Annotated in this window: 17 protein-coding genes; 7 read left to right on the top strand and 10 right to left on the bottom strand. The window is 71.9% G+C overall.

The features are described 5' to 3' along the window. Positions 1-91: 91 nt before the first annotated feature. Positions 92-529, bottom strand: coding sequence for an Hsp20/alpha crystallin family protein (locus BM339_RS30070; protein WP_021591860.1), 438 nt, complete (start codon positions 527-529; stop codon positions 92-94). Between the two features lie 682 nt (positions 530-1,211). Next, complete coding sequence (locus tag BM339_RS30065) at positions 1,212-2,093, bottom strand: NAD(P)H-binding protein (RefSeq protein WP_075023037.1); 882 nt, start codon at positions 2,091-2,093, stop codon at positions 1,212-1,214. A gap of 140 nt (positions 2,094-2,233) precedes the next feature. On the opposite strand from BM339_RS30065, the gene BM339_RS30060 reads away from it, so the two are divergent. Then, on the top strand, positions 2,234-3,052 hold the full coding sequence (locus BM339_RS30060; protein ID WP_021591858.1) for an SAM-dependent methyltransferase: 819 nt from the start codon (positions 2,234-2,236) through the stop codon (positions 3,050-3,052). A gap of 15 nt (positions 3,053-3,067) precedes the next feature. Here the strand turns inward: BM339_RS30060 and BM339_RS30055 are convergent, their stop codons facing one another. Genes BM339_RS30055 through BM339_RS30045 form a run of 3 tightly spaced genes read right to left on the bottom strand, consistent with a single transcriptional unit; the run spans position 3,068 to position 5,947 of the window. Then, on the bottom strand, positions 3,068-3,898 hold the full coding sequence (locus BM339_RS30055) for a M23 family metallopeptidase (RefSeq protein WP_075023036.1): 831 nt from the start codon (positions 3,896-3,898) through the stop codon (positions 3,068-3,070). A 23-nt stretch (positions 3,899-3,921) separates the two neighbouring features. Further along, complete coding sequence (locus BM339_RS30050) at positions 3,922-4,422, bottom strand: ArsR/SmtB family transcription factor (protein ID WP_075023035.1); 501 nt, start codon at positions 4,420-4,422, stop codon at positions 3,922-3,924. 31 nt (positions 4,423-4,453) lie between these two features. Continuing rightward, positions 4,454-5,947: a glycoside hydrolase family 53 protein gene (locus BM339_RS30045; protein ID WP_083598110.1), complete on the bottom strand. Its 1,494-nt coding sequence runs from the start codon at positions 5,945-5,947 to the stop codon at positions 4,454-4,456. 144 nt (positions 5,948-6,091) lie between these two features. On the opposite strand from BM339_RS30045, the gene BM339_RS30040 reads away from it, so the two are divergent. Continuing rightward, positions 6,092-6,274 (top strand): hypothetical protein, encoded by a 183-nt coding sequence (locus BM339_RS30040; protein WP_075023034.1) that lies wholly within the window; start codon positions 6,092-6,094, stop codon positions 6,272-6,274. Positions 6,275-6,285: 11 nt separating this feature from the next. Here BM339_RS30040 and BM339_RS30035 read toward each other — a convergent pair whose 3' ends face one another. Then, the gene (locus BM339_RS30035) at positions 6,286-6,927 is read right to left on the bottom strand and encodes a nitroreductase family protein (protein WP_075023033.1); all 642 of its coding nucleotides are present in this window, start codon (positions 6,925-6,927) and stop codon (positions 6,286-6,288) included. Positions 6,928-6,952: 25 nt separating this feature from the next. Continuing rightward, entirely contained in the window at positions 6,953-7,756 is an 804-nt protein-coding gene (locus BM339_RS30030) for an SAM-dependent methyltransferase (protein WP_021591852.1), read from the bottom strand. A 352-nt stretch (positions 7,757-8,108) separates the two neighbouring features. Here BM339_RS30030 and BM339_RS30025 point away from each other — a divergent pair, with 352 nt between their 5' ends. The 4 genes from BM339_RS30025 (at position 8,109) to BM339_RS30010 (ending at position 15,363) form a co-directional block, all read left to right on the top strand. Then, entirely contained in the window at positions 8,109-11,285 is a 3,177-nt protein-coding gene (locus tag BM339_RS30025) for a glycosyl hydrolase 115 family protein (RefSeq protein WP_083598108.1), read from the top strand. Next, a complete protein-coding gene (locus BM339_RS30020) occupies positions 11,282-12,337 on the top strand; it encodes a glycoside hydrolase family 10 protein (RefSeq protein WP_075023031.1) in 1,056 nt (351 codons plus the stop codon). The genes BM339_RS30025 and BM339_RS30020 overlap by 4 nt, the downstream gene beginning before the upstream one ends. A 152-nt stretch (positions 12,338-12,489) precedes the next feature. Continuing rightward, complete coding sequence (locus tag BM339_RS30015) at positions 12,490-14,292, top strand: glycoside hydrolase family 15 protein (RefSeq protein WP_075023030.1); 1,803 nt, start codon at positions 12,490-12,492, stop codon at positions 14,290-14,292. A gap of 18 nt (positions 14,293-14,310) precedes the next feature. Beyond that, positions 14,311-15,363, top strand: a complete 1,053-nt coding sequence (locus BM339_RS30010; RefSeq protein ID WP_075023029.1) for a glucose 1-dehydrogenase — start codon at positions 14,311-14,313, stop codon at positions 15,361-15,363. 203 nt (positions 15,364-15,566) lie between these two features. Here the strand turns inward: BM339_RS30010 and BM339_RS30005 are convergent, their stop codons facing one another. Beyond that, the gene (locus BM339_RS30005) at positions 15,567-15,944 is read right to left on the bottom strand and encodes a hypothetical protein (RefSeq protein ID WP_024934079.1); all 378 of its coding nucleotides are present in this window, start codon (positions 15,942-15,944) and stop codon (positions 15,567-15,569) included. 175 nt (positions 15,945-16,119) lie between these two features. On the opposite strand from BM339_RS30005, the gene BM339_RS30000 reads away from it, so the two are divergent. After that, entirely contained in the window at positions 16,120-18,240 is a 2,121-nt protein-coding gene (locus BM339_RS30000) for a tetratricopeptide repeat protein (protein WP_177287812.1), read from the top strand. Here the strand turns inward: BM339_RS30000 and BM339_RS29995 are convergent. Continuing rightward, positions 18,185-18,679, bottom strand: a complete 495-nt coding sequence (locus BM339_RS29995) for a hypothetical protein (protein WP_075023028.1) — start codon at positions 18,677-18,679, stop codon at positions 18,185-18,187. The genes BM339_RS30000 and BM339_RS29995 overlap by 56 nt on opposite strands. Then, positions 18,679-19,914: a hypothetical protein gene (locus BM339_RS29990; RefSeq protein ID WP_021591844.1), complete on the bottom strand. Its 1,236-nt coding sequence runs from the start codon at positions 19,912-19,914 to the stop codon at positions 18,679-18,681. The genes BM339_RS29995 and BM339_RS29990 overlap by 1 nt, the downstream gene beginning before the upstream one ends. Position 19,915 lies beyond the last annotated feature (1 nt).

Genomic DNA, 19,915 nt, shown 5'->3' with positions numbered 1-19,915 from the left:
ATGCCGTCCTTCCGCACAGAGCGGCCTCGGGGCGGCGGGCGCCGTGGCGGCCCGCCGGCCCGAGGCACTGATCCATCTGCCGCGCCGCCGGTCAGCTCTTGATCGCCTGCGGCCCGTCGCCGGACTGCTGGACGGCGACCTTGCGGGGCCTGGCCCGCTCCAGCACCGGGATCCGGACGGCCAGGACGCCGTTGTTGTACGCGGCCTCGACCGCCTCGGCGTCCAGGTGCTCCGACAGGTACACCCTGCGGGTGAAGGAGCCCATCGGACGCTCGCGGACGAAGACCCGCTCGTCCTCGCCGAACTCCTCCTCGCGGCGCGCGGTCACCGACAGGACGCCGCGATCGACCGTGACCTCGACGGAGCCGGGGTCCACCCCGGGGAGGTCGAACCGCAGGACGACGTCGTCGGCGCGGCGGATCCCGTCCATCGGCATCCCCGCTCCGCTGCCCAGGCCGGCCTGGCGGACCGCCCGGTCGAACTGGCGCTCGAACTCCTGCACGAACGGATCGATCGACGTCAGCAGCATCGTGCTTCACCTCCGAAGACCCTTCCCGGCGTCCCCCACCGGACGCCAGGTCCCTGTTCCTCGTACAAGAGGAAACCTTCAATCACAGTTGTAGGTAACTTCTAGCCGGATGTCAAGTCATCTGCGGCGCAGAGATTTACTCGCCCCCCGGTTGACAGAAACCTGTAGTAGTGGATATAGAAAGACTATTGCGGTCGATGACCTGGTGGCGCTGGCAGAGGTTTCCGGGGGGTGATCGACATGGACGGCCTGGGCACGACGCGGCCGGGCGCGGGGTTCGCAGACCTGATCTGCAACGACGACCAGTGGCTGCGTCGGGAGTTCGACGCGCTGATCGCGGCGAGTTATGGCGCACCGCCCGCGCGGCCTGGGCCGCCCGCTCCTCCCCGGACGCCACCGGCCGGACGACCGTCGAGATATCTCTCCGGCACTCGCGGCCTACGGACGGCGCCGCCGTCCAGTCCCGGGAGGCGGCGCGGCATCCTGCGGCGCCAGCGCTCCCCTCCGGCCCTGTAGCCACTCGGCGAAGGTCAAGACGCGTACCGACAGGAAGGGAGAGCGCACAGCAGGCCGAACGAACAAAGGTCTCGCTACACCCTCAGCATCTGTCAGGGACCGGTGGGCACGCCCAGTAGGCGCCCACCGGTCTTCGTGCGCTTGCTCAGGCGAAGTGCGCTCGTGCTCAGACGGAGGCGCCGGCGAGGAGGGCGCGGTGCCGCTCCATCAGGTCGACGATCGGGCGGGCGGGACGGCCGGTGAGGCGCCGGACCGTGTCGGTCACGGGTTCGCCGAAGCCGGCGCGCAGGGACGTCCCGAACGAGACGATCATGCCGCGGACGTCGTCGGGGACGCCGGCGGCGCGCAGCTGGGCGTCGAAGGTCTCGTCGTCCACGCTCTGGTAGGCGACGGGGCGGCCGGTGACCTTGGCGGCGAGCGCGGTGAGGTCGGCGAAACCGAGCGCTTCCGGACCGGTGACGTCGTAGGTGCGCCCCTCATGGCCGGAAGAGGTCAGGACCTCGGCCGCGACGGCGGCGCAGTCGTCGCGGTGGACGAACGCGCCCCGGGCGTGGGCGGTGTTGTCGACCAGCACGCCGCGGGCGACCGCGGGCGGGAGGATCTGCGTGACCGGGGTCTCGGCGTACAGGCCGTTGCGCAGGTAGGTGATGTCCAGCCCGGAGGCGTCCAGCAGCTCGTGGGTGCGCAGGTGGTCGGGCACGACCGTGGACGGGCAGGCGGGGTCGACCATGATGTAGGACGTGTAGACGATGTGCCGCACCCCCGCCGCGACGGCCGCGTCGACGGCGTTGCGGTGCTGGGTCACGCGGTGGCCGAGCTCGTGCAGGCTGATCAGGTAGAGCCGGTCGGCCCCCTCGAACGCCGCGGGCAGCGACTCCGGCCGGTCGTAGTCGCCGTACCGGACGGTCACCCCCCGCCGGGCTAAATCCGCGAGCGCGTCCACATTCCTGCTGACCAGGATGACGTCGTCGGGTGACGCCTTTTCCAGCACGTATTTCGTGGTGGCGCGGGCGAGCTGCCCGGACGCGCTCGCGATGACGATCCTCATTGGCGTTCCTCGATCGGTCGTTGGCATCGCCGGGCCGGCGAGCGTCACGTTAAACTACCGGCCTCTTTCACCGCCAGCAGCGTGGAGGCCCAAAGGTGCCGTCCCCACGAGAAGAGGGAACGCCGGACTCGGAACGCCCGGTGGACCCGGAACCGTTGAGCCCGCTCGTCGACGCCGCCCATCCCTCGTCCGCGCGGGTGTACGACTATCTGCTCGGCGGCAAGGACAACTTCGCCGCCGACCGCGTCGCGGCGGACCGGATCGCGGAGTCCTTTCCCGCCATTCGCGTCGGCGCGCAGGAGAACCGCCGTTTCCTGCTCCGCGGCGTCCGGTATCTCGCGGCCGAGGCCGGGATCCGCCAGTTCCTGGACGTCGGCACCGGCATCCCGACCTCGCCGAACGTGCACGAGGTCGTCCAGGCGATCACGCCCGAGGCGCGGATCGCCTACGTCGACAACGACCCGATCGTGCTGGTGCACGCCCGCGCGCTGATGGTCTCCGACCCCCGGGGCAGAGTGGGGTATCTGGACGCCGACCTCCGCGACCCCGGGTCCATCATCGGCAGCCGGCTCGTGCGCGACATCCTGGATTTCGACGAGCCGATCGCACTCGTCCTGAGCGCCATTCTGCATTTCATTCCGGACGAGCAGGACCCCGGCGGCATCGTGCGGGCCTTCGTGGCGGCCCTGCCCCCGGGCAGCTACGTTCTCGCCACCCATGTGACGCCCGAGCACGACCCGCGGCTGCGGCCCGCATCCGCCGGATATCGCGATGACGGCGTGCGCACCCAGGCCCGGACGGCGGCCGAGTTCGAGCGGCTCGTCTTCACCGATCAGGGGCTCGACCTCGTCTCGCCCGGCGTGGTCCTGGTGTCGCGATGGCGGCGCGGCGCCGACGAGCCGCCCGCCCCCACTCCCGCCGAGGTCTCCGCCTACGGCGCCCTGGCCGTCCGCAACTGAGCGCCTTCGCCAGGGTCAGTGGACGGGCTGGGTGGACGCGGTGAAAGGACGGCGAGCGCCAGGGGCGCCGGTGCGTGTGCTGCCGTCGCTGTCGTAGGGGAAGGCGAAGGGGATGCCCGCCGCGGTCAGGGGGCGGGGGCGGTCCATCAGGTGGAAGTGCAGGTGGGGCTCGGAGGAGTTGCCGGAGTTGCCGACCTCGCCGAGCACGTCGCCGGCGCGCACGCGGTCGCCCTTCCTGACGCGGATGGAGCCGCGGCGCAGGTGCGCGAAGACCGCGTAGACGCCGTCGCCGAGGTCGAGGACCACGGAGTTGCCGACGATGAAGCGGCCCGCCGAGAAGGTCAGCAGGGACAGCAACTGGCGGAACACCATGCCCTCCAGCAGCAGGTAGAGGACGCCGGGCCAGGAGTTGCGGCTCCAGTGGTCGCGCTGCCGGCCGCCCGCCTGGACGACGACGCCGTCGGCGGGGGCGAGGACGTCCTGGCCGAAGGCCGGGAACGTGTGCGGGGGCGCGGCGAGCGGCCACCGGCCGATGGGGCGCCAGTCACCGCTCGGCACGTGGACGAGGTCGATCGCGTAGGTCTGGCCGAGCTCGTGCGTCCCGTGGCTGGGGACCTTGTCGGCGGGGCTGTTGACCGGGATCCAGCGGCCCCGGACGGGGCTCTGCAGCACCACCGGCTCCCGGTCGGGGGCGCCGCCCGGCACGAAGGCCAGGGCGATACCGCCCACGATGAGCACGAGCCCGGCCACCGAGAGGGCGCCGAGGCCGTGCAGGGGCGTCGTCAGGCACAGGGCCAGTCCGAGCAGGATGAACAGCATCCTGAAGCGGGCGATCGTCCGGTACATCTCTTTCCTCCCGGCGGGTCGGGTCAGCGGCGCGCGGCCGCGAGGACCGTGAGTAGCGGCACCACCCGCTCGCCCGGGACGCTGTAGCGCCCGCGCGCCGTGGTCCGCAGCCAGCCGGCCGCGACCAGCTGGCGCAGGTGGTGGTAGAGCTGGCCGGTGGTGCCGAGGCGCTCGTGGGCGGCCAGCTCGGCGGTGGTGCGGGCGCCGTGCAGGATCTCGCGCAGCAGGAGCAGCCGGACGGGATGCGCGAGCGCCGACAGCGTGTCCGCGGTCTGGGACCAGTCGTCCGACAGCAGGTCGTCCACCGGGTGGCCCTGCTGCCACTCGTAATGCTCGCCTCCAGGAAGCGTCACCGATCCGGTGAACAGGACGGCACCGGGGTCGGCGGCGCGGTCCTTCAGGGCGTCGAGGGCCCAGAACGTGTCGTCGCCGTCCCGAGGCTCGGCCGCGGGACGTGCACGGTCCAGTGCGGCCACGCGCTCCTCCAGCCGCGCGACCCTGTCCGCAAGCTTCTCCTCACTCACGACCCCAATATTACGTAACTACGTAGTTCTTTCAAAACGAGGCCGGGTCGGCGAAGTTCTGGGACGGGAGGGCGCGGCCCTGGAAGTCGAAGAGGGTCAGGTTGTCGTTGGGGGTGCCTTCGCCGGGCGCCCAGCCGACACCGGGGATCCACTCCGGCTGCCAGTAGAAGACGCCCGCGCCGCGTCCGCCCGGGACGGCCGCGACGGCGGACAGCAGATCGGACAGGAAGGCCCGCTGACCGTCCGGGCTGGCCGGGTATCCGGGGACGAGCTGCGACTCCTGCCAGAGGAAGTTGCCGAGGTCGTCGCCGTTGGCGAGCGTCCAGCCGTACTGGGTCTCGACGACCGCGACGTCCCGGCGGTAGCGGCTCGCGAGATCGTCGAGGTTCGCGCGCAGGTCGGACAGGGTGCCGTGCCAGAACGGGTAGTACGAGAGCCCGATGACGTCGAACGGCACGCGCTGCGCGACGATGTGGTCGAAGAACGACCTGCTCCAGGCGTTGTCGCCGCCCTGGTCGAAATGGACGACGAGCGTCGGCGTCGGGCCGGCGGCGTCGCGCGCTCCGGCGGCCGCCGCGCGCAGGAGGGTTCCGAGGCCGTCCCAGCCGGTGCCCGCGGACCAGTCGATCTGCCCGGCCGGCCAGAGCATCCCGTTGCGGATCTCGTTGCCGAGTTGCAGCATGTCCGCCGGCGTGCCCTGGGCCCGGAGCCGGTCCAGCACGTCACGGGTGTAGGCGCGCACGGTCGCGGCCAGGGCCGGGAGGTCCTGCCCGGCCCACACCTCCGGGATGGGTTGCTTCTGCGGGTCCGCCCAGAAGTCGCTGTAGTGGGGGTCGAGCAGCAGCTTCATGCCGGCGGCCTTGGCGCGGCGCGCCATGGTGAGGACGGACTCCAGGTCGCTGTAACCCGCCGGCGGGTTCACCCACAGGCGGAGCCGCACGTAGTTCGCCCCATGGGAGGCGAGGATCCTCTCCGGCGGGGCCGTCCGGCCGCGGTCGGTGTAGCGGGCGCCGGCCGCCTTCTCCTGGACGGCGAACGAGAGGTCGTGCCCGATGATCATGGACGGGCCGCGGCCCATGGCCCGCAGCTCGCCCAGGCAGGGCGTCCCGCCGCCCTTTCCGGCGAGCGACAGCCGCACCCACCTGGCACGGGTGCGCGCGGCGAACCAGACCGGCGATCCGGCCGCGACGGACGCGCGCCGCACCGTGTGGAAGCGCCCGGGAGCCGTCGCGGTCGCGATCGCCACGTCCGCCCGGACGGAGCCGAGCAGCGTGACACCGAACCCGCTCAACCGGCGGGACCTGACCAGGTCGACGGTGACCGTCCCGGACGGCCCGGCGGGGCACCAGGACGTCGCCGCGTTCCCGTCCACCGCGGCCCCGGCGTCTCCCCCACCGGCGGCCGCGGCCGATCCCGCCAGGGCCAGGTTCACCTCGGGCGCGCGCCGCACGTCGGCCTGCCCCGCCGTCGCCGGAACGGCGAGCCCGGCCGCCGCCAGCGCACCGATCACCAGAAAGCGCTTCACGCCTCCACGATGATCGCCCCCGCGATCCTGTCAACACCCGGCCGGGAATCCCCACGTCACCTGCGGCATGGGACGCAGATCCCGGCGAATTCCCCGGTTACCTTCAAGCCGGACGGAAGCGGCCTTGCAAGGGGGGTGGGCCCGATGTCATGGCCTGAAACAGCGATCCAGCTCCTGGCATTCTTCGCCGTGGCCGCCTACCTTCTCCGAGCCGTCGTGAAACTGCTGGCGAAGCTTCTCCTCATGGTCACCGTATTCCTCCTCGCCGCCGCGGTCCTCGGGGTGGCCTCCGCGGTGCACACCGTCCTCGGCGCGCTGGCGAACTGACCGCGTGACGGTCAGCCGGTGGCGAGCGGGGTGCCGTACGTCTCGTCGAAGACGATCTCCTCGACGGGGGTGCGGGTGAGCCGGGTCGGGAATCCGCGGTCGGGATAGCCGACCGCGATGTGCGCAGCGGTGATCACGCCGTCCGGGATGCCGAGCAGTTCCTTGACCTGCGGCTCGTAGTGGACGAGCAGGGTGGTCAGGGCGCTGGCGACACCCTGGGCGCGCAGCGCGAGGCAGAAGTTCTGGGCGGTGGGGTAGATGGAGCCGCCGCCGACCACGCTGAGGCGGCCGAGCTCGGTGTCGGTGGGGTGCAGCCCGTCCAGCTCGGCGCACAGCACGACGATGGCCGGCACCTCGTCCAGGTGCTCGGCGAAGTGGTCGGCGGCGGTGACGGCCTTCGGCAGCGCGCCGACGCTGACCTCCCCGGCCCCGATGCCGGCCAGGTACGCCTTCCACGGCGTCAGGTACCACTCGGCGAGCCGCCGCTTGCGGTCCTTGTCGCGCACGACGACCCAGCGGACGGGCTGCCGGTTGCCGCCCTGCGGGGCGAACCTGGCGGCCTCGAAGGCCTGCATCAGCACCTCGTCCGGCACCGGGTCGGCGCGGAAGTGGCGGCAGGTGCCCGTGGTCTTCATGGCCTCGATGACGTCCATGTCACCTTCCAGGGAGGGAGGAGGGTCAGAGTTTCCGGCCGACGGCCCCGTACATCCAGATCAGGTCGAGGTCGGGGGTGACCGGGCCGTCCGGCCGCCACAGCGGGGTCTGGACGATGCCGGGCTCCAGCAGCTCGAAGCCGTCGAAGACGCGCTCGATCTCGGCCTTGCGGCGCGCCACGGCGGGGGCCTTGGCGCGGGTGTAGGTGCTGGCGACCTGGTCGACCTGGCTGGCGCGGAAGTCCTGGGTGGGGTGGGACACCGCGAGGTACCCGCCGCGCGGCATCGCGTCGCGCAGCGGGGCGACGAGGTCCTGCGGCTCCTTCTCGGGGACGAACTGGAGCACCGACACCAGCATCACCGCCAGCGGCTGCTCGAAGTCGATCAGCGCGCGGACCCGGTCGTCGGCGAGGATGCGCTCGGGCTCGCGGACGTCGGCCTGGACGACCGCCGTCCTGCCCAGCGGGTGCGTCGAGAGCAGCGCCCGCGCGTGCACCAGGACGATCGGGTCGTTGTCGACGTAGACGACGCGGGTCTCTGGGGCGATCTCCTGGGCGACCTCGTGCACGTTGCGCTGGGTGGGCAGCCCGGCGCCGATGTCCAGGAACTGCCGGACGCCGGACTCCACCAGATGGCGGACGGCGCGGCGCAGGAACGCGCGGTTCTCCCGGGCGATGGCGCGCAGCTCGGGCGCGGCCTCGAGGGACGCCTCGGCGGCCTTCCGGTCGGCCTCGTAATTGTCCTTCCCGCCCAGGTAGTAGTCGTACATCCGGGCGGGATGCGCCACCTGCACGTTGAGGTCGGCGGGGGGATTTTCCTCGTCCGTCACCTGTCGGGCCTCTCTTTTTCGGGCGCGCAGACCATCACCGCGACGGTCCTGCGGCCGCTGGAAAGATCTTATTTAGGCGCCCCCGGGGCCGGGGGCGGAATGGCCCGGAGAGACCGAAAGTCATGTTCCGGTCCCCCGGGACGCCCCTCGGATGCGGGGGCCGAGGGCGCCGTCCCGGGGTTCGAAACATTTCGGAAGCTGAGCAGGGCGGCTGTGGCCACGTCCGGCGGCCTGGCCTTCGAAAGCTCACGCAAGTGGTTGACGAAAGGGACCTCCGGGGATATTTTCCTGTCGGCCATCGAAAAGCTAGCGAAACATTTCGAAGCCCGCTCCCCCACTGAGGAGACAGCCGATGGGCAGATCCCCGCGGACGTGGAAGGTTCTCCTGGCCCTGGTCCCCGTCGCCGTCGCGTTCACGGCGACGCCCGCCGCCGCGGCCCCCGAAGGCCATGGCGCCCCTGGGAGGCCCGGCCCCGACTCCTACATCTCGTTCCGGGACGGGCGCGGGCACTTCCCGCTCGTCGAGGACGGGAGGGCCGCCCCGCTCATGGTCAGCGGGTCCGACCACCCCGGCGTCGTCCGCGTCGCCGGGGACCTCCAGGCCGACATCGAGCGCGTGACCGGCGTGGAACCGGCGGTCGCGCGGGACACCGCGCCGTCCGGGCGGGACGTCGTCATCATCGGCACGATCGGCAAGAGCCCTCTCGTCGACGCACTCGTCGCGTCCGGGAAGCTGGACGTGCGGGGCATCGCCGGGAAGTGGGAGACGACCCTCGAACAGGTCGTGGACAAGCCGCTGCCGGGCGTCCGCCGCGCATTCGTGATCGCCGGGAGCGACCAGCGCGGCACGATCTACGGCGCCTACGACGTCTCGAAGAACATCGGGGTCTCCCCCTGGTACTGGTGGGACGACGTCCCCTCCAGGCACCGGAGCGCGCTCTACGTGAAGCCGGGCCGGCACACGCAGGGCACTCCCGCGGTGAAGTACCGGGGCTTCTTCATCAACGACGAGAACCCGGCGCTCGGCCGGTGGGCGCCGAAGCAGTTCGGCCCTGGAAAGGCCCCCGGGCATCCCGGCGGATTCAACAGCGCGTTCTACGCCAAGGTCTTCGAGACGATGCTGCGGCTGAAGGCCAACTACCTGTGGCCGGCGGTGTGGGGGCGCGCGTTCGCCGAGGACGACCCGCTGAACCACGCCACCGCGAAGAAGTACGGCGTCGTCATGGGGACGTCCCACGAGGCGCCGATGATGCGAGGCATCGAGGAATGGAACCGGCACGCCGTTCCCGCGGAGCGCGACGAGGACGGAAACATCACCAAGCCCGGCCACGACCCTTACGGCGGGACGGGCGAATGGAGTTTCCGCCGGAACTCGGACGCCATCAAGAAGTACTGGACGGACGGCATCGAGCGGATGGTCGACGAGGACTTCGAAGGCGTCGTCACGCTCGGCATGCGCGGCAACGGCGACACCAGCCTGCCGGACGGCGACGGCATCGAACTGATGCAGGACATCATCTCCAGCGAACGGAGCATTCTCCAGAACGTCACCGGGAAGGACCCGTCCGCCACCCCGCAGGTATGGACGCTCTACAAGGAGGTGCAGCGGTACTGGGACCGGGGCCTGCGCGTTCCCGACGACGTGACGGTCGTCTTCACCGACGACAACTGGGGGAACATGCGCAAGATGCCCGACCGGAGCCTGCCGGACCGGGCCGGCGGATACGGGCTCTACTACCACTTCGACTACGTGGGCGGCGGCCGCAATTACAAGTGGGTCGACACGGCGCAGCTCGGCAACACGTGGGAGCAGCTGAACCAGTCCTACCAGTACGGCATCCGCAACCTGTGGGTGGCGAACGTCGGCGACATGAAGAACAACGAGCTGCCGCTCCAGTTCTTCCTCGACTACGCGTGGGATCCCGGCCGCTGGCCGCTGCACAGGCTCCAGGAATGGCAGGAACGGTACGCGGCTCAGAACTTCGGCCCGGAACACGCGGCTGAGATCGCCGAGATCCTCGACGGTTACGGGAACCTCCAGGCCCTCCGCAAGCCGGAACTACTCAACCGCCGCATCACCGTCGACCCCGAAAAGGACCTGCCCACCGATTCCAGCGCGGTCGTCTACGACGACCAGCAGACGCCCTTCTACTTGAACCAGTACCGGGAGATGGACGGCGTGACCGCGCGGTGGCGGGAGCTGGCCGCCAGAGCCGAGCGGGTCCGCAAGCGGCTGCCGAAGGCGTACCAGGACGCCTTCTACCAGCTCGTCTACTACCAGGTGAAGGCGACGGCGAACCTGTACGAGCTGCGTGACGCCGAATTCACCAACATCCTCTACGCCGAGCAGGGACGCGCGGCGACCAACGACTACGCCGATCTCGCCGAGGCGCGGTTCGCCGACGACCAGGCCATGTCGACCTACTACAACACCCGGCTCGCCGGCGGGAAATGGGACGGTTTCCAGACCCAGCCGCACATCGGCTACGGCGACGTCGAACGGTACGGCCCCAACGCACCCTGGCAGCAACCGGAGCTGAACAACGAGGCCCTGCCGGACGAGATCTTCCCCAAGCTCAAGCGCATCACCGTCCCGGACGGCGCCGACATGGGCGTGGCGATCGACGGCTCCGACGAATGGTGGCCGGCGTCGAAGTCCGAGGCCGTCCTCCCGGAATTCAGCCCTTACCAGAGCGCGCCCGCACAGTACATCGAGGTCTTCAACCGCGGTTCCGACCCCTTCGCCTACCGGATCACCCCGGCCGAACCGTGGGTGAAGGTCGACCGCGCCCATGGCCGCGTCGGCAAGCAGATCCGGGCGACCGTGCGCGTCGACTGGTCCCGCGCCCCGAAGGGCACCAGCCGCGTTCCCATCGAGATTTCCGGGCCGAACGGCCGCACGGTCACCGTGCAGGCCGTCGTGAAGAAGCCGGCGTCGTTCAAGGCACGCGGTTTCGTTGAGGCCGGCGGCTATGTCTCCATGGACGCCGGCCATTACAGCCGCGCGACCGGCACCGCCCAAGCGCGCTGGAACCGCCTTCCGGGAATCGGGCGCACCGACGCGGGAATGGCGCCGTCCCCGGTCACCGCGCCGATCCAGGAGCCCGGTGAGGGGCCGCGTCTCGAATACGACATGACGCTGACCACCACGGGCCCGGTGAAGGTCTGGGCCTACCTCTCGCCGCGGAACAGCGTCCTTTCGACCGAGGGGCTGACATACGCCGTCTCGATCGACGGCGAACAGCCACAGGTCGTGAATGCCACCACGGCGACGGGCGCCAACGACACCACCATGAACAAGCAGTGGGAGCGGAACACGTCCGACAACGTGAACCGCACCGCCACCACCCACACCATCACCGGATCGGGGACGCACACCCTGAAGTTCTGGATGGTCGACCCGACCGTCGTCCTGCAGAAGATCGTGGTCGACACCGGAGGACTCAGGGCTTCTTATCTCGGGCCCCCGGAAAGCCGGCGGGCCGGGTTTCGCTCAACCCCCACCCTGCTAGGAGGAACGAAACCATGAGGAAGGCATTCACCGCGATGCTCGGGGCGGGTGCGCTGCTCCTCGCGCCGCAGGCGGCCGTGGCGTCCCCCGCGCCCGCCGCCCACGGCACGCTGGGCAAGGCCGCCGCGGCCACCGGACGGGTCTTCGGCGCCGCCATTACGCAGGTCCATATGGACGAGCGGGCCTACGTCTCCACGCTCGACCGTGAGTTCAATCAGCTCACGCCCGAGAACGAGATGAAGTGGGAGACGACCGAGCCGACCAGGGGCTCGTTCAACTACGCCCCGGCCGACCAGCTCGTCAGGCATGCCCAGTCGCGCGGCATGAAGATCCGCGGGCACACCCTCGTCTGGCACAGCCAGCTGCCGACCTGGGTGAGCGACATCTCCTCGCGGCGCGAGCTGCTGGGCGTCATGCGGAACCACATCTGGAACGTCGCCGGCCACTACTCCGGGAAGCTCCACTACTGGGACGTCGTGAACGAGGCGTTCGAGGACGGGACCGGGGCGAGGCGCGACACGGTCTTCCAGCGCGTCATCGGCGACGGCTACATCGAGAAGGCGTTCCGGGCCGCGCGCGCTGCCGACCGCAAGGCCAAGCTCTGCTACAACGACTACAACATCGACGGGCGGAACGCGAAGAGCGATGCCGTCTACGCGATGGTCCGGGACTTCAAGCGCCGCGGCGTCCCGATCGACTGCGTCGGGCTCCAGGCGCACCTGACGCTCGGGAACGTCCCGTCAGACATCCGGGAGAACATGCGGCGGTTCGCGAAGCTCGGCGTGGACGTGCACGTCACCGAGCTGGACATCCGCATGGAGACGCCGCCCGACAGCGCGAAGCTCGCCACCCAGGCGGACGACTACCGGAAGGTCGTCTCCGCGTGCGTGGCCGTGCCGCGCTGCAAGGTCCTCACCGTGTGGGGTGTGACCGACAAGTACTCCTGGATCCCCGACGTGTTCCCGGGTGAGGGCGCCGCGCTCCTCTTCGACGAGAACTACGCCAAGAAGCCCGCCTACCGCGCGGTCGTCGCGGCCCTGAGAGGAAAGCACCCCGGCAGACCGTCCTGACCTCCGAATGTCCGGCACGGCGGCAGCTCCCATGCCGCCGTGCCGGAGCCGTTTCCGGACCCCTTCTCCGGAAACGGCGGCGGTCGAGGAATACATCCACTATCACGGGTAGCTCGGAGGAAGCCGGCGAACAGAGGGCGGGAGTACGCGTCATGGCGCTGCGGATCGAGGACTATGGGCTGCTCGGTGACACACAGACCGCCGCGCTGGTCGGCAGGGACGGGTCCGTCGACTGGCTGTGCCTGCCCCGGTTCGACTCCCCGGCCTGCTTCGCCGCCCTGCTCGGCGACGAGGACGCCGGGTTCTGGCGGGTCGCGCCCGCGGCGGGCGGGCTCTGCACGCGGCGCCGCTACCGGGGCGACACGCTGATCCTGGAGACCGAGTGGGACACCCCGGAGGGGACCGTCCGGCTCATCGACTTCATGCCCCCGCGCGGCGAGGCCGCCGACGTCGTCCGGATCGTGGAGGGCGTCAGCGGCCGCGTCCCGATGCACATGGCGCTGCGGCTGCGGTTCGACTACGGCCGGATCGTGCCCTGGGTGCGGCACCGCGAGGGGGAGATCAACGCGATCGCGGGACCGGACGCGACGTGGCTGAAGACGCCCGTCGAACTCGTGGGACGCGACCTGACGACGTGCGCCGACTTCACCGTCGCGGCCGGGGACCGGGTCCCGTTCGTCCTGACGTACAAGCCGTCGCACCTGCCGCGCCCGAAGGCGGTCGAGGCCGAGCGCGCGCTGTCCGACACCGAGGCGTTCTGGTCGGACTGGATGCGCCACTACGACTACGACGGGCGGTGGGACGACGCGGTCCGCCGGTCGCTGATCACGCTGAAGGCGCTGACGTACGCCCCGACCGGCGGCATCGTCGCCGCGGCGACCACGTCCCTGCCGGAGCAGCTCGGCGGCCCGCGCAACTGGGACTACCGGTTCTGCTGGCTGCGGGACGCGACGTTCACCCTCCAGGCCCTGCTCGGCACCGGGTTCGCCACGGAGGCCAGGGCGTGGCGCGAGTGGCTGCTGCGCGCCGTCGCCGGGGACCCCGCCGACCTCCAGATCATGTACGGGATCGACGGCACCCGGCGGCTCACCGAGTTCACCGTCGACTGGCTCGCCGGGTACGAGGGCTCGTCCCCCGTCCGGATCGGCAACGCGGCGTCCGACCAGTTCCAGCTGGACACGTGGGGCGAGGTCCTGGACGGACTGCACCTGGCGCGCGAGGCCCGCATCGAGGCGGAGCAGAGCGCCTGGGACATGCAACTCGCCCTGATGGACTTCCTCGAAGGCCACTGGAGCGACCCCGACAACAGCCTGTGGGAGGTGCGCGGGGACCGGCGCCACTTCGTCCACTCCAAGGTGCTCGCGTGGGCGGGCGTGGACCGCGCCGTCCAAGGCGTCGAGAAGCACGGTCTGGAGGGCCCCGCGGACAGGTGGAAGGCGCTGCGGGAGCGGATCCACGCGGACGTGTGCGAGAACGGTTACGACGCGGAACGCGGCACGTTCACCCAGTTCTACGGCTCCCGCGGGCTCGACGCGGCGCTCCTGCTCATCCCGCAGGTGGGGTTCCTGCCGTGGAACGACCCGCGCGTGGTCGGCACCGTGGACGCGGTGCAGCGGGACCTGTGCCGGGACGGGTTCATGCTGCGCTACGACACGGGCGCCGACGGCGGCGTGGACGGCCTCCCCGGCGAGGAGGGCTCGTTCCTGGCCTGCACGTTCTGGCTGGCGGACGCCCTGCACGGCATCGGCCGGACGAAGCAGGCCACCGAGGTGTTCGAGCGGCTGCTCGGCCTGCGCAGCGACCTCGGGCTGCTGAGCGAGGAGTACGACACCGCCACGCGGCGGCAGATCGGGAACACGCCGCAGGCGTACTCGCACGTCGGGCTCGTCAACACGGCCCGGCATCTGAGCGGCACCCGCGCCGCGAACCGCCCGGCTGAGGCAGACCCGGCCTGAAGCAGAAAGGAGAGCGTCATGCGCGCCTTGACCGTCCAGCCCGGACAGCGCGGGTCGCTGGCCGTCACCGACGTCCCCGACCCGGAGCCCGGGGAGGGCGACCTGCTGGTCGACGGGCTCGCCGTGGGGGTGTGCGGCACCGACCGGGAGATCGCCGCCGGGGACTACGGGTGGGCGCCGCCCGGCCGCGACCGCCTGGTCATCGGGCACGAGTCGCTCGGCCGGGTGCGGCACGCCCCGTCCGGCAGCGGCTTCTCCCCCGGCGACCTCGTCGTGGGCGTGGTGCGGCGTCCCGACCCGGAACCGTGCGGGGCGTGCGCGCACGGCGAGTTCGACATGTGCCGGAACGGCCGGTACACCGAGCGCGGCATCAAGGAACTCGACGGGTACGCGAGCGGGGTCTGGCGGGTCGAGGCGGGCTACGCCGTCGCGCTGGACCCGAGGCTGGCCGAGGTCGGCGTGCTGATGGAGCCGGCCACGGTCGTCGCCAAGGCGTGGGACCAGATCGAGAAGGTCGGCGGGCGGGCCTGGTTCGAGCCGCGCCGGGTCCTGGTGACGGGCGCGGGCCCGATCGGGCTGCTCGCCGCGCTGCTGGGCGTCCAGCGGGGGCTGGACGTGCACGTCCTCGACCGGGTGGCGGACGGGCCGAAGCCGCGCCTCGTCGCCGGCCTCGGCGCGACCTACCACCACGAGGGCATCGAGCGGGCGGTCGCCGGGGCGGAGCCCGACGTGGTGATCGAGGCGACGGGGGTGTCCTCGCTCGTCTTCGGCGCGATGGCGCACAACGCGGCGTTCGGGGTCGTGTGCCTGACCGGGGTGTCGCCGTCCGGGCGCCCGCTGCGGGTGGACGCGGGCGGCCTCAACCGCGACATCGTGCTGGGGAACGACGCGATCATCGGGTCGGTCAACGCCGGCCTCGGGCACTACGCCGACGCCGCGCGGGCCCTGGCGAAGGCGGACCTGGACTGGCTCGGCCGGCTGATCTCGCGCCGCGTCCCGCTGGAGCGCTACGAGGACGCGTTCACCCCGCACCCGGACGACGTGAAGGTCGTCATCACCCTGGACGGGTGACCGGCCCGCGGACGAATATTTGCCGCGATTCGCATCAAGACCAGTTCTAGTGGACCACCGACTCGACCGGAAACCCTGCGCGGACCTGGGCTTTCCGGCCAGGATGCGGGGCATGACCTTCCCGCTGATGCGCGGGTGCGGCCACGCCGACGTGGCCGTCCGGCATCTCCACCACCGCCCGGCGCCCGCGCCGGGCGCGAGCGTCATCCGATGTTCACGTCGCCGTGCACGTCCCGGAGCTGAACGACCCTCCCCGCCTGGCCGTTGAGGACGTTGACCACGCCGTCGTTCGTGGCGGCGGCGTTGGTCTGCGCCTGGTTCCAGAGGGTGCGCGCCTCGGCGCCGAACTCGGGATCCTCGGCCATGAGGTGCTCGATGGCGGAGGCGAGGGTCGTGATCCTCCCGGGCGCCGGATCCTCAGCGGCCCTCGCCAGGGCCTCCTCGTCCGACGGACGGCCCCGCAGGCGCGTGCGGACCCGCCGGGACAGCTCGGCGACGGCGGCCCGGACCGGTTCCCCGGCGACTTCCACGGCCTTGCCCGCCATGGCGGTGGCGATGGCGACGGTCATCGGATCTGTCACCGTCCCAGTTCATCACGCCCGGCGGCGGAAGCCAATCGCCATTCTGACCAGTTCTTCTCTCTCGGCATGACCAAAATTGCAAATACTGTTGGCATTATTAATGAGCCAGACGTCCAGGTACTTTAGCCGTAAAGCGGGCGATCAACGCGCCACCGAAGCAATGGATGGACAGCACGTGCAGTCTCCCGACGACCGGGGCCGGTGGACCAACGAACTGACGGGGAGGATCGCGGGGTCCAGTGTCCAGGCCGGATCCATCGCCGGCGGCGTGCACATCACCGCGCCCGGCGGACCGTCCCTTCCCGCTCCGGCGCAGCTGCCGCCGCCCGGGCTGTTCGCCAACCGGCTCAGCGAGCTGGACGAACTGGAGGCCCTGGCCGAGAGCCCGGGGCTCGTGGTCGTCACCGGGCCCGGCGGCGTCGGGAAGACCACGCTCGCCCTGCACTGGCTGCACCGGATCAAGGACGGCTACGAGGGCCAGCTGTTCGTGGACCTGCGCGGCTTCTCCGGGACGGAGCCCCTCCCGCCCGACGAGCCCCTGGAACGCTTCCTGCGGGCCCTCGGCGCGGGCCCGGAGAGCATCCCGCCCGGCGCCGACGAGCAGTCCGCGCTCTTCCGGTCCATGACGACCGGTCGCCGGCTGGTCGTCATGCTGGACAACGCCGTCTCGGCGGCGCAGGTCCGGCCGCTGCTGCCCGGGGCCGGGGCGTCCCTGGTCGTGGTCACCTCGCGGCACCGCCTCACCGGGCTCGTGGTGAACGGCGCGCGCTTCCTGGACGTCGATCCGCTCGGCGAACCGGGGGCGCTGGAGCTGCTGGAGCACCTGATCGGGGAGGACCGGATCCGGGCGGAGCGCGAGGACGCCCGGTCCCTGGTCGCGCTATGCGGGACGCTCCCGCTCGCGCTCTGCGCGTCCGGCGCCCGCCTCGCCGCCCGGCGGCGCTGGCCGATCGCCCGCGCGGTCGCCGAACTCGGCGACGAGGCGCGCCGGCTCGCCGCGCTGCGCAGCGGCGAGGGCGACATCTCGGTGAGCGCCGTCTTCAACACGTCCTACCAGGCCCTCGACGAGGAGCGCGCGGCGGCCTACCGGCTGCTCGGCGTCCATCCGGGGCCCGACCTCGGCGTCGCCGCCGCGGCGGCCCTCATCGGGACGGGCGAGGAGGGCGCCGCCGACCTGCTGCACGGCCTCGTCGACGCCAACCTGCTGCTCGAAGGACCCGGCGACCGGTTCGGCTTCCATGACCTGGTCCGCCTGCACGCGCGGGACCCGTCCCTCGGGCCGGTCTCGGAGCGGGCGGCGGCGTTCGCCCGGCTCGCCGGCTGGTACCTGACGACCGCCGTCGCCGCCGACCTCGCCGTGATGCCGGGACGATGGCACCTCGGCGACCGGTACGCCGACCCGCCGGAGGGCACCTTCGCGTCCCGGGCGGCGGCGCTGGAGTGGCTCGGACGCGAGCGGCCGAACCTGGCGGCGGTCGCACAGGAGGCGCACGACACCGGGCTGCACGCCGTCACCTGGCAGCTTGCCGAGGCGATGTGGCCGCACTTCCTGCAGCGCAAGCACTACCCGTCCTGGATCCGGACGTACGAGCTGGGACTCGCCGCCGCCGAGGCCTGCGGCGACCCGCGGGCCCAGGCACGGATGCTGGAGGGCCTCGGGATCGCCTTCAACAACCTCCGGGACTTCGGCGCGGCGGCCGGCCGGTTCGAGGCCGCGCTCGCCCTGGAGCGGCAGGCCGGCCACCGGCTCGGCGAGGCCTCGGCGCTCGAAGGCCTCGGCGTCGCGGCGCTCGGCACCGGCGCCCCGTCCCGCGCGGCCGAGCTGTTCGCCCAGGCTCGGGACGTGCACGTCGATCTGGGACGTCCGCGCGGGATCGCGCTGATGGACCGGCACATCGGCGAGGCGCTCAGCGCGGTGGACCGGCACGCCGAGGCCGACGAGACGCTCACCGGCGCCCTGGAGATCTTCAGGCGGCTCGACGAGCCGTACCACGTCGCGCGGACGCTCACCTGCCTCGGCCAGGCCCGGCTCCGGGCCGGGCGCCCTCATGACGCCGCCACCGTCCTCCGCGAGGCGCTGGACGCCGGCCGGGAGATGGACGCGCCGCACGTGGAGGCCGGGGCACTGCGCGAGCTGGCCCGGGTGGCGGAACACCAGGGCGACCCGGCGGCCGAGCGCCTGCTTCTGGAACAGGCGCTGGCCATCTACATCCGGCTGGGTTCGCCTCTGGAGGCGCCGGTCAGAGGGCGGCTCGCCGAGCTGCCGGGCGCGCCACCCGGCGATCCCGCATCCTGACCATCGTGACCGTGGTGCCGCGGACGAGGGTGAGCCGGGTGAGCGCGCCCGGCACCCCGCCCGTCACGAGCCAGGCGTGCAGGGCGGACGCGTACAGGGCCGCGTCACCGGCCTGGCACGTCCCGCCGAGGACCGGGTCGAGCCGCGCCTCCAGATCCCCGGCCGACACCAGGCAGGCCCGAGGGTTGACGGCCACCGCGACGAGGCAGCCCGGCGAGGACGCCCGGAGCCGGTCAGGGTCGGCGGCCTGGCCGACGATCACGTCCGCGCACGCCAGCCAGGCGCGCGAGACCTCCTCCGGCCCGGCCACGAGGTGCTCGTCGCACGGTGGGGACTCGGGCGCACCTGCGGGCGAACGCCGCAGCGTCAGCGTCCGCCCGCCGATGAGCACGCGGTCCGTGCCCGTCGGGTCGTCCCAGACTCGTACCGGGGTGAGCATCACGCCGCCCGAGGGAGGCCGTCGACCGGAAGCGGCACCGGCTGGACGTCCGGCGGGCACTCCCGGTCGGGCAGCCGCAGCAGCCGGTACATCTCCCCGCGAATGAGGCCGGCCGCCTCGCCCGGCCGGGAGCTGACGGCGTTCCGGATCGCGGCGTGGACCCGTCCGGTGAAGGCGTGCGCCGCCTCCTCCAGTTGCGGGACGAGCGGCCGGTCCCAGTCGACGCGCGGCGCGAGCGCGCCGAGCCCGGCGACATGCGTTCCGGGCGCCACGGCGTCCTCGGGGAAGGTGCCGAGCAGCACCGGCACCCCGATCGCGGCGCCGTAGCAGGTGACCGACCCGTGATCGCCGATGAGGACGTCGGCGGCGACCAGGCCCGCGCGCCAGCCCTCCTCGGGCGGGAACAGCCGCACACCGAGCCGCAGGCAGTCCGCGTGCCAGGCGAGGACCTGGCGTTTGCTGTGATAGGACCACACGTTCGGGTGCAGGGCGGCGACGATCTGGTACCTGTCGCGCGGGAGCTCCGCCGCGACGCGCAGCAGCAGATCGGGGTGCCGGCCGAGCAGTGAGTCCCCGTTCCAGGTGGAGCTGACGAAGACGAGCCGCCGCCCCGGCCGCACGCCGAGCGCCCGGCGGTACACGCTCCGGTAGGGCATGCTCGCCAGCAGCCGGTCAAGGCACGGGTCGCCGGCGGTGAACGCCACCGGGCCCGCCTCGGGGCACTCGCGTTCGAGCATCTCCCTGTGCCGGTCGTGCGCGAGGACGATCGACGACGGCACGACCCGCCCGGCGACGACGAGCCGCTCCCTGATCAGGCCGCTCACCGGCCGCGCTGCGGGCGGCCCGGCACCGCGGAGACGGGGCAGCAGCTTGCCGGGGCCGGCGCCGTGCAGGACCGTCATGACCGGCCCGTGCAGCTTCTCCAGCATCCCGTGGCTCGCCGCCACGACGAGGTCCCACCGGGTGGCGACCGCCTGCTGCCAGGGCACCACGAGCCCGCCGAGGTCGCGGAGATGCGCGTCCAGCCCGCCGGTGAAGGCCGACGCGGGCGAGGCGGTGTACGCGACCGCGACCCGCCGGTCGGTCTCCAGCAGCGGCATGACGTCGGCGAGCCGCGTCGCCGCCGTCACATGGTGCGCGACGGCGAGGACCGTCCGCCCCGCCCGCACCGTCGAACCTCTCAGGGCGTCCAGGCCGAACGGGCCCGGCACCCACGCGTTCGCCGGAAACTCCATC

It is taken from the genome of Actinomadura madurae, assembly GCF_900115095.1.
Taxonomy (GTDB): domain Bacteria; phylum Actinomycetota; class Actinomycetes; order Streptosporangiales; family Streptosporangiaceae; genus Spirillospora; species Spirillospora madurae.
This window is presented reverse-complemented; position numbering and strand designations above follow the sequence as displayed.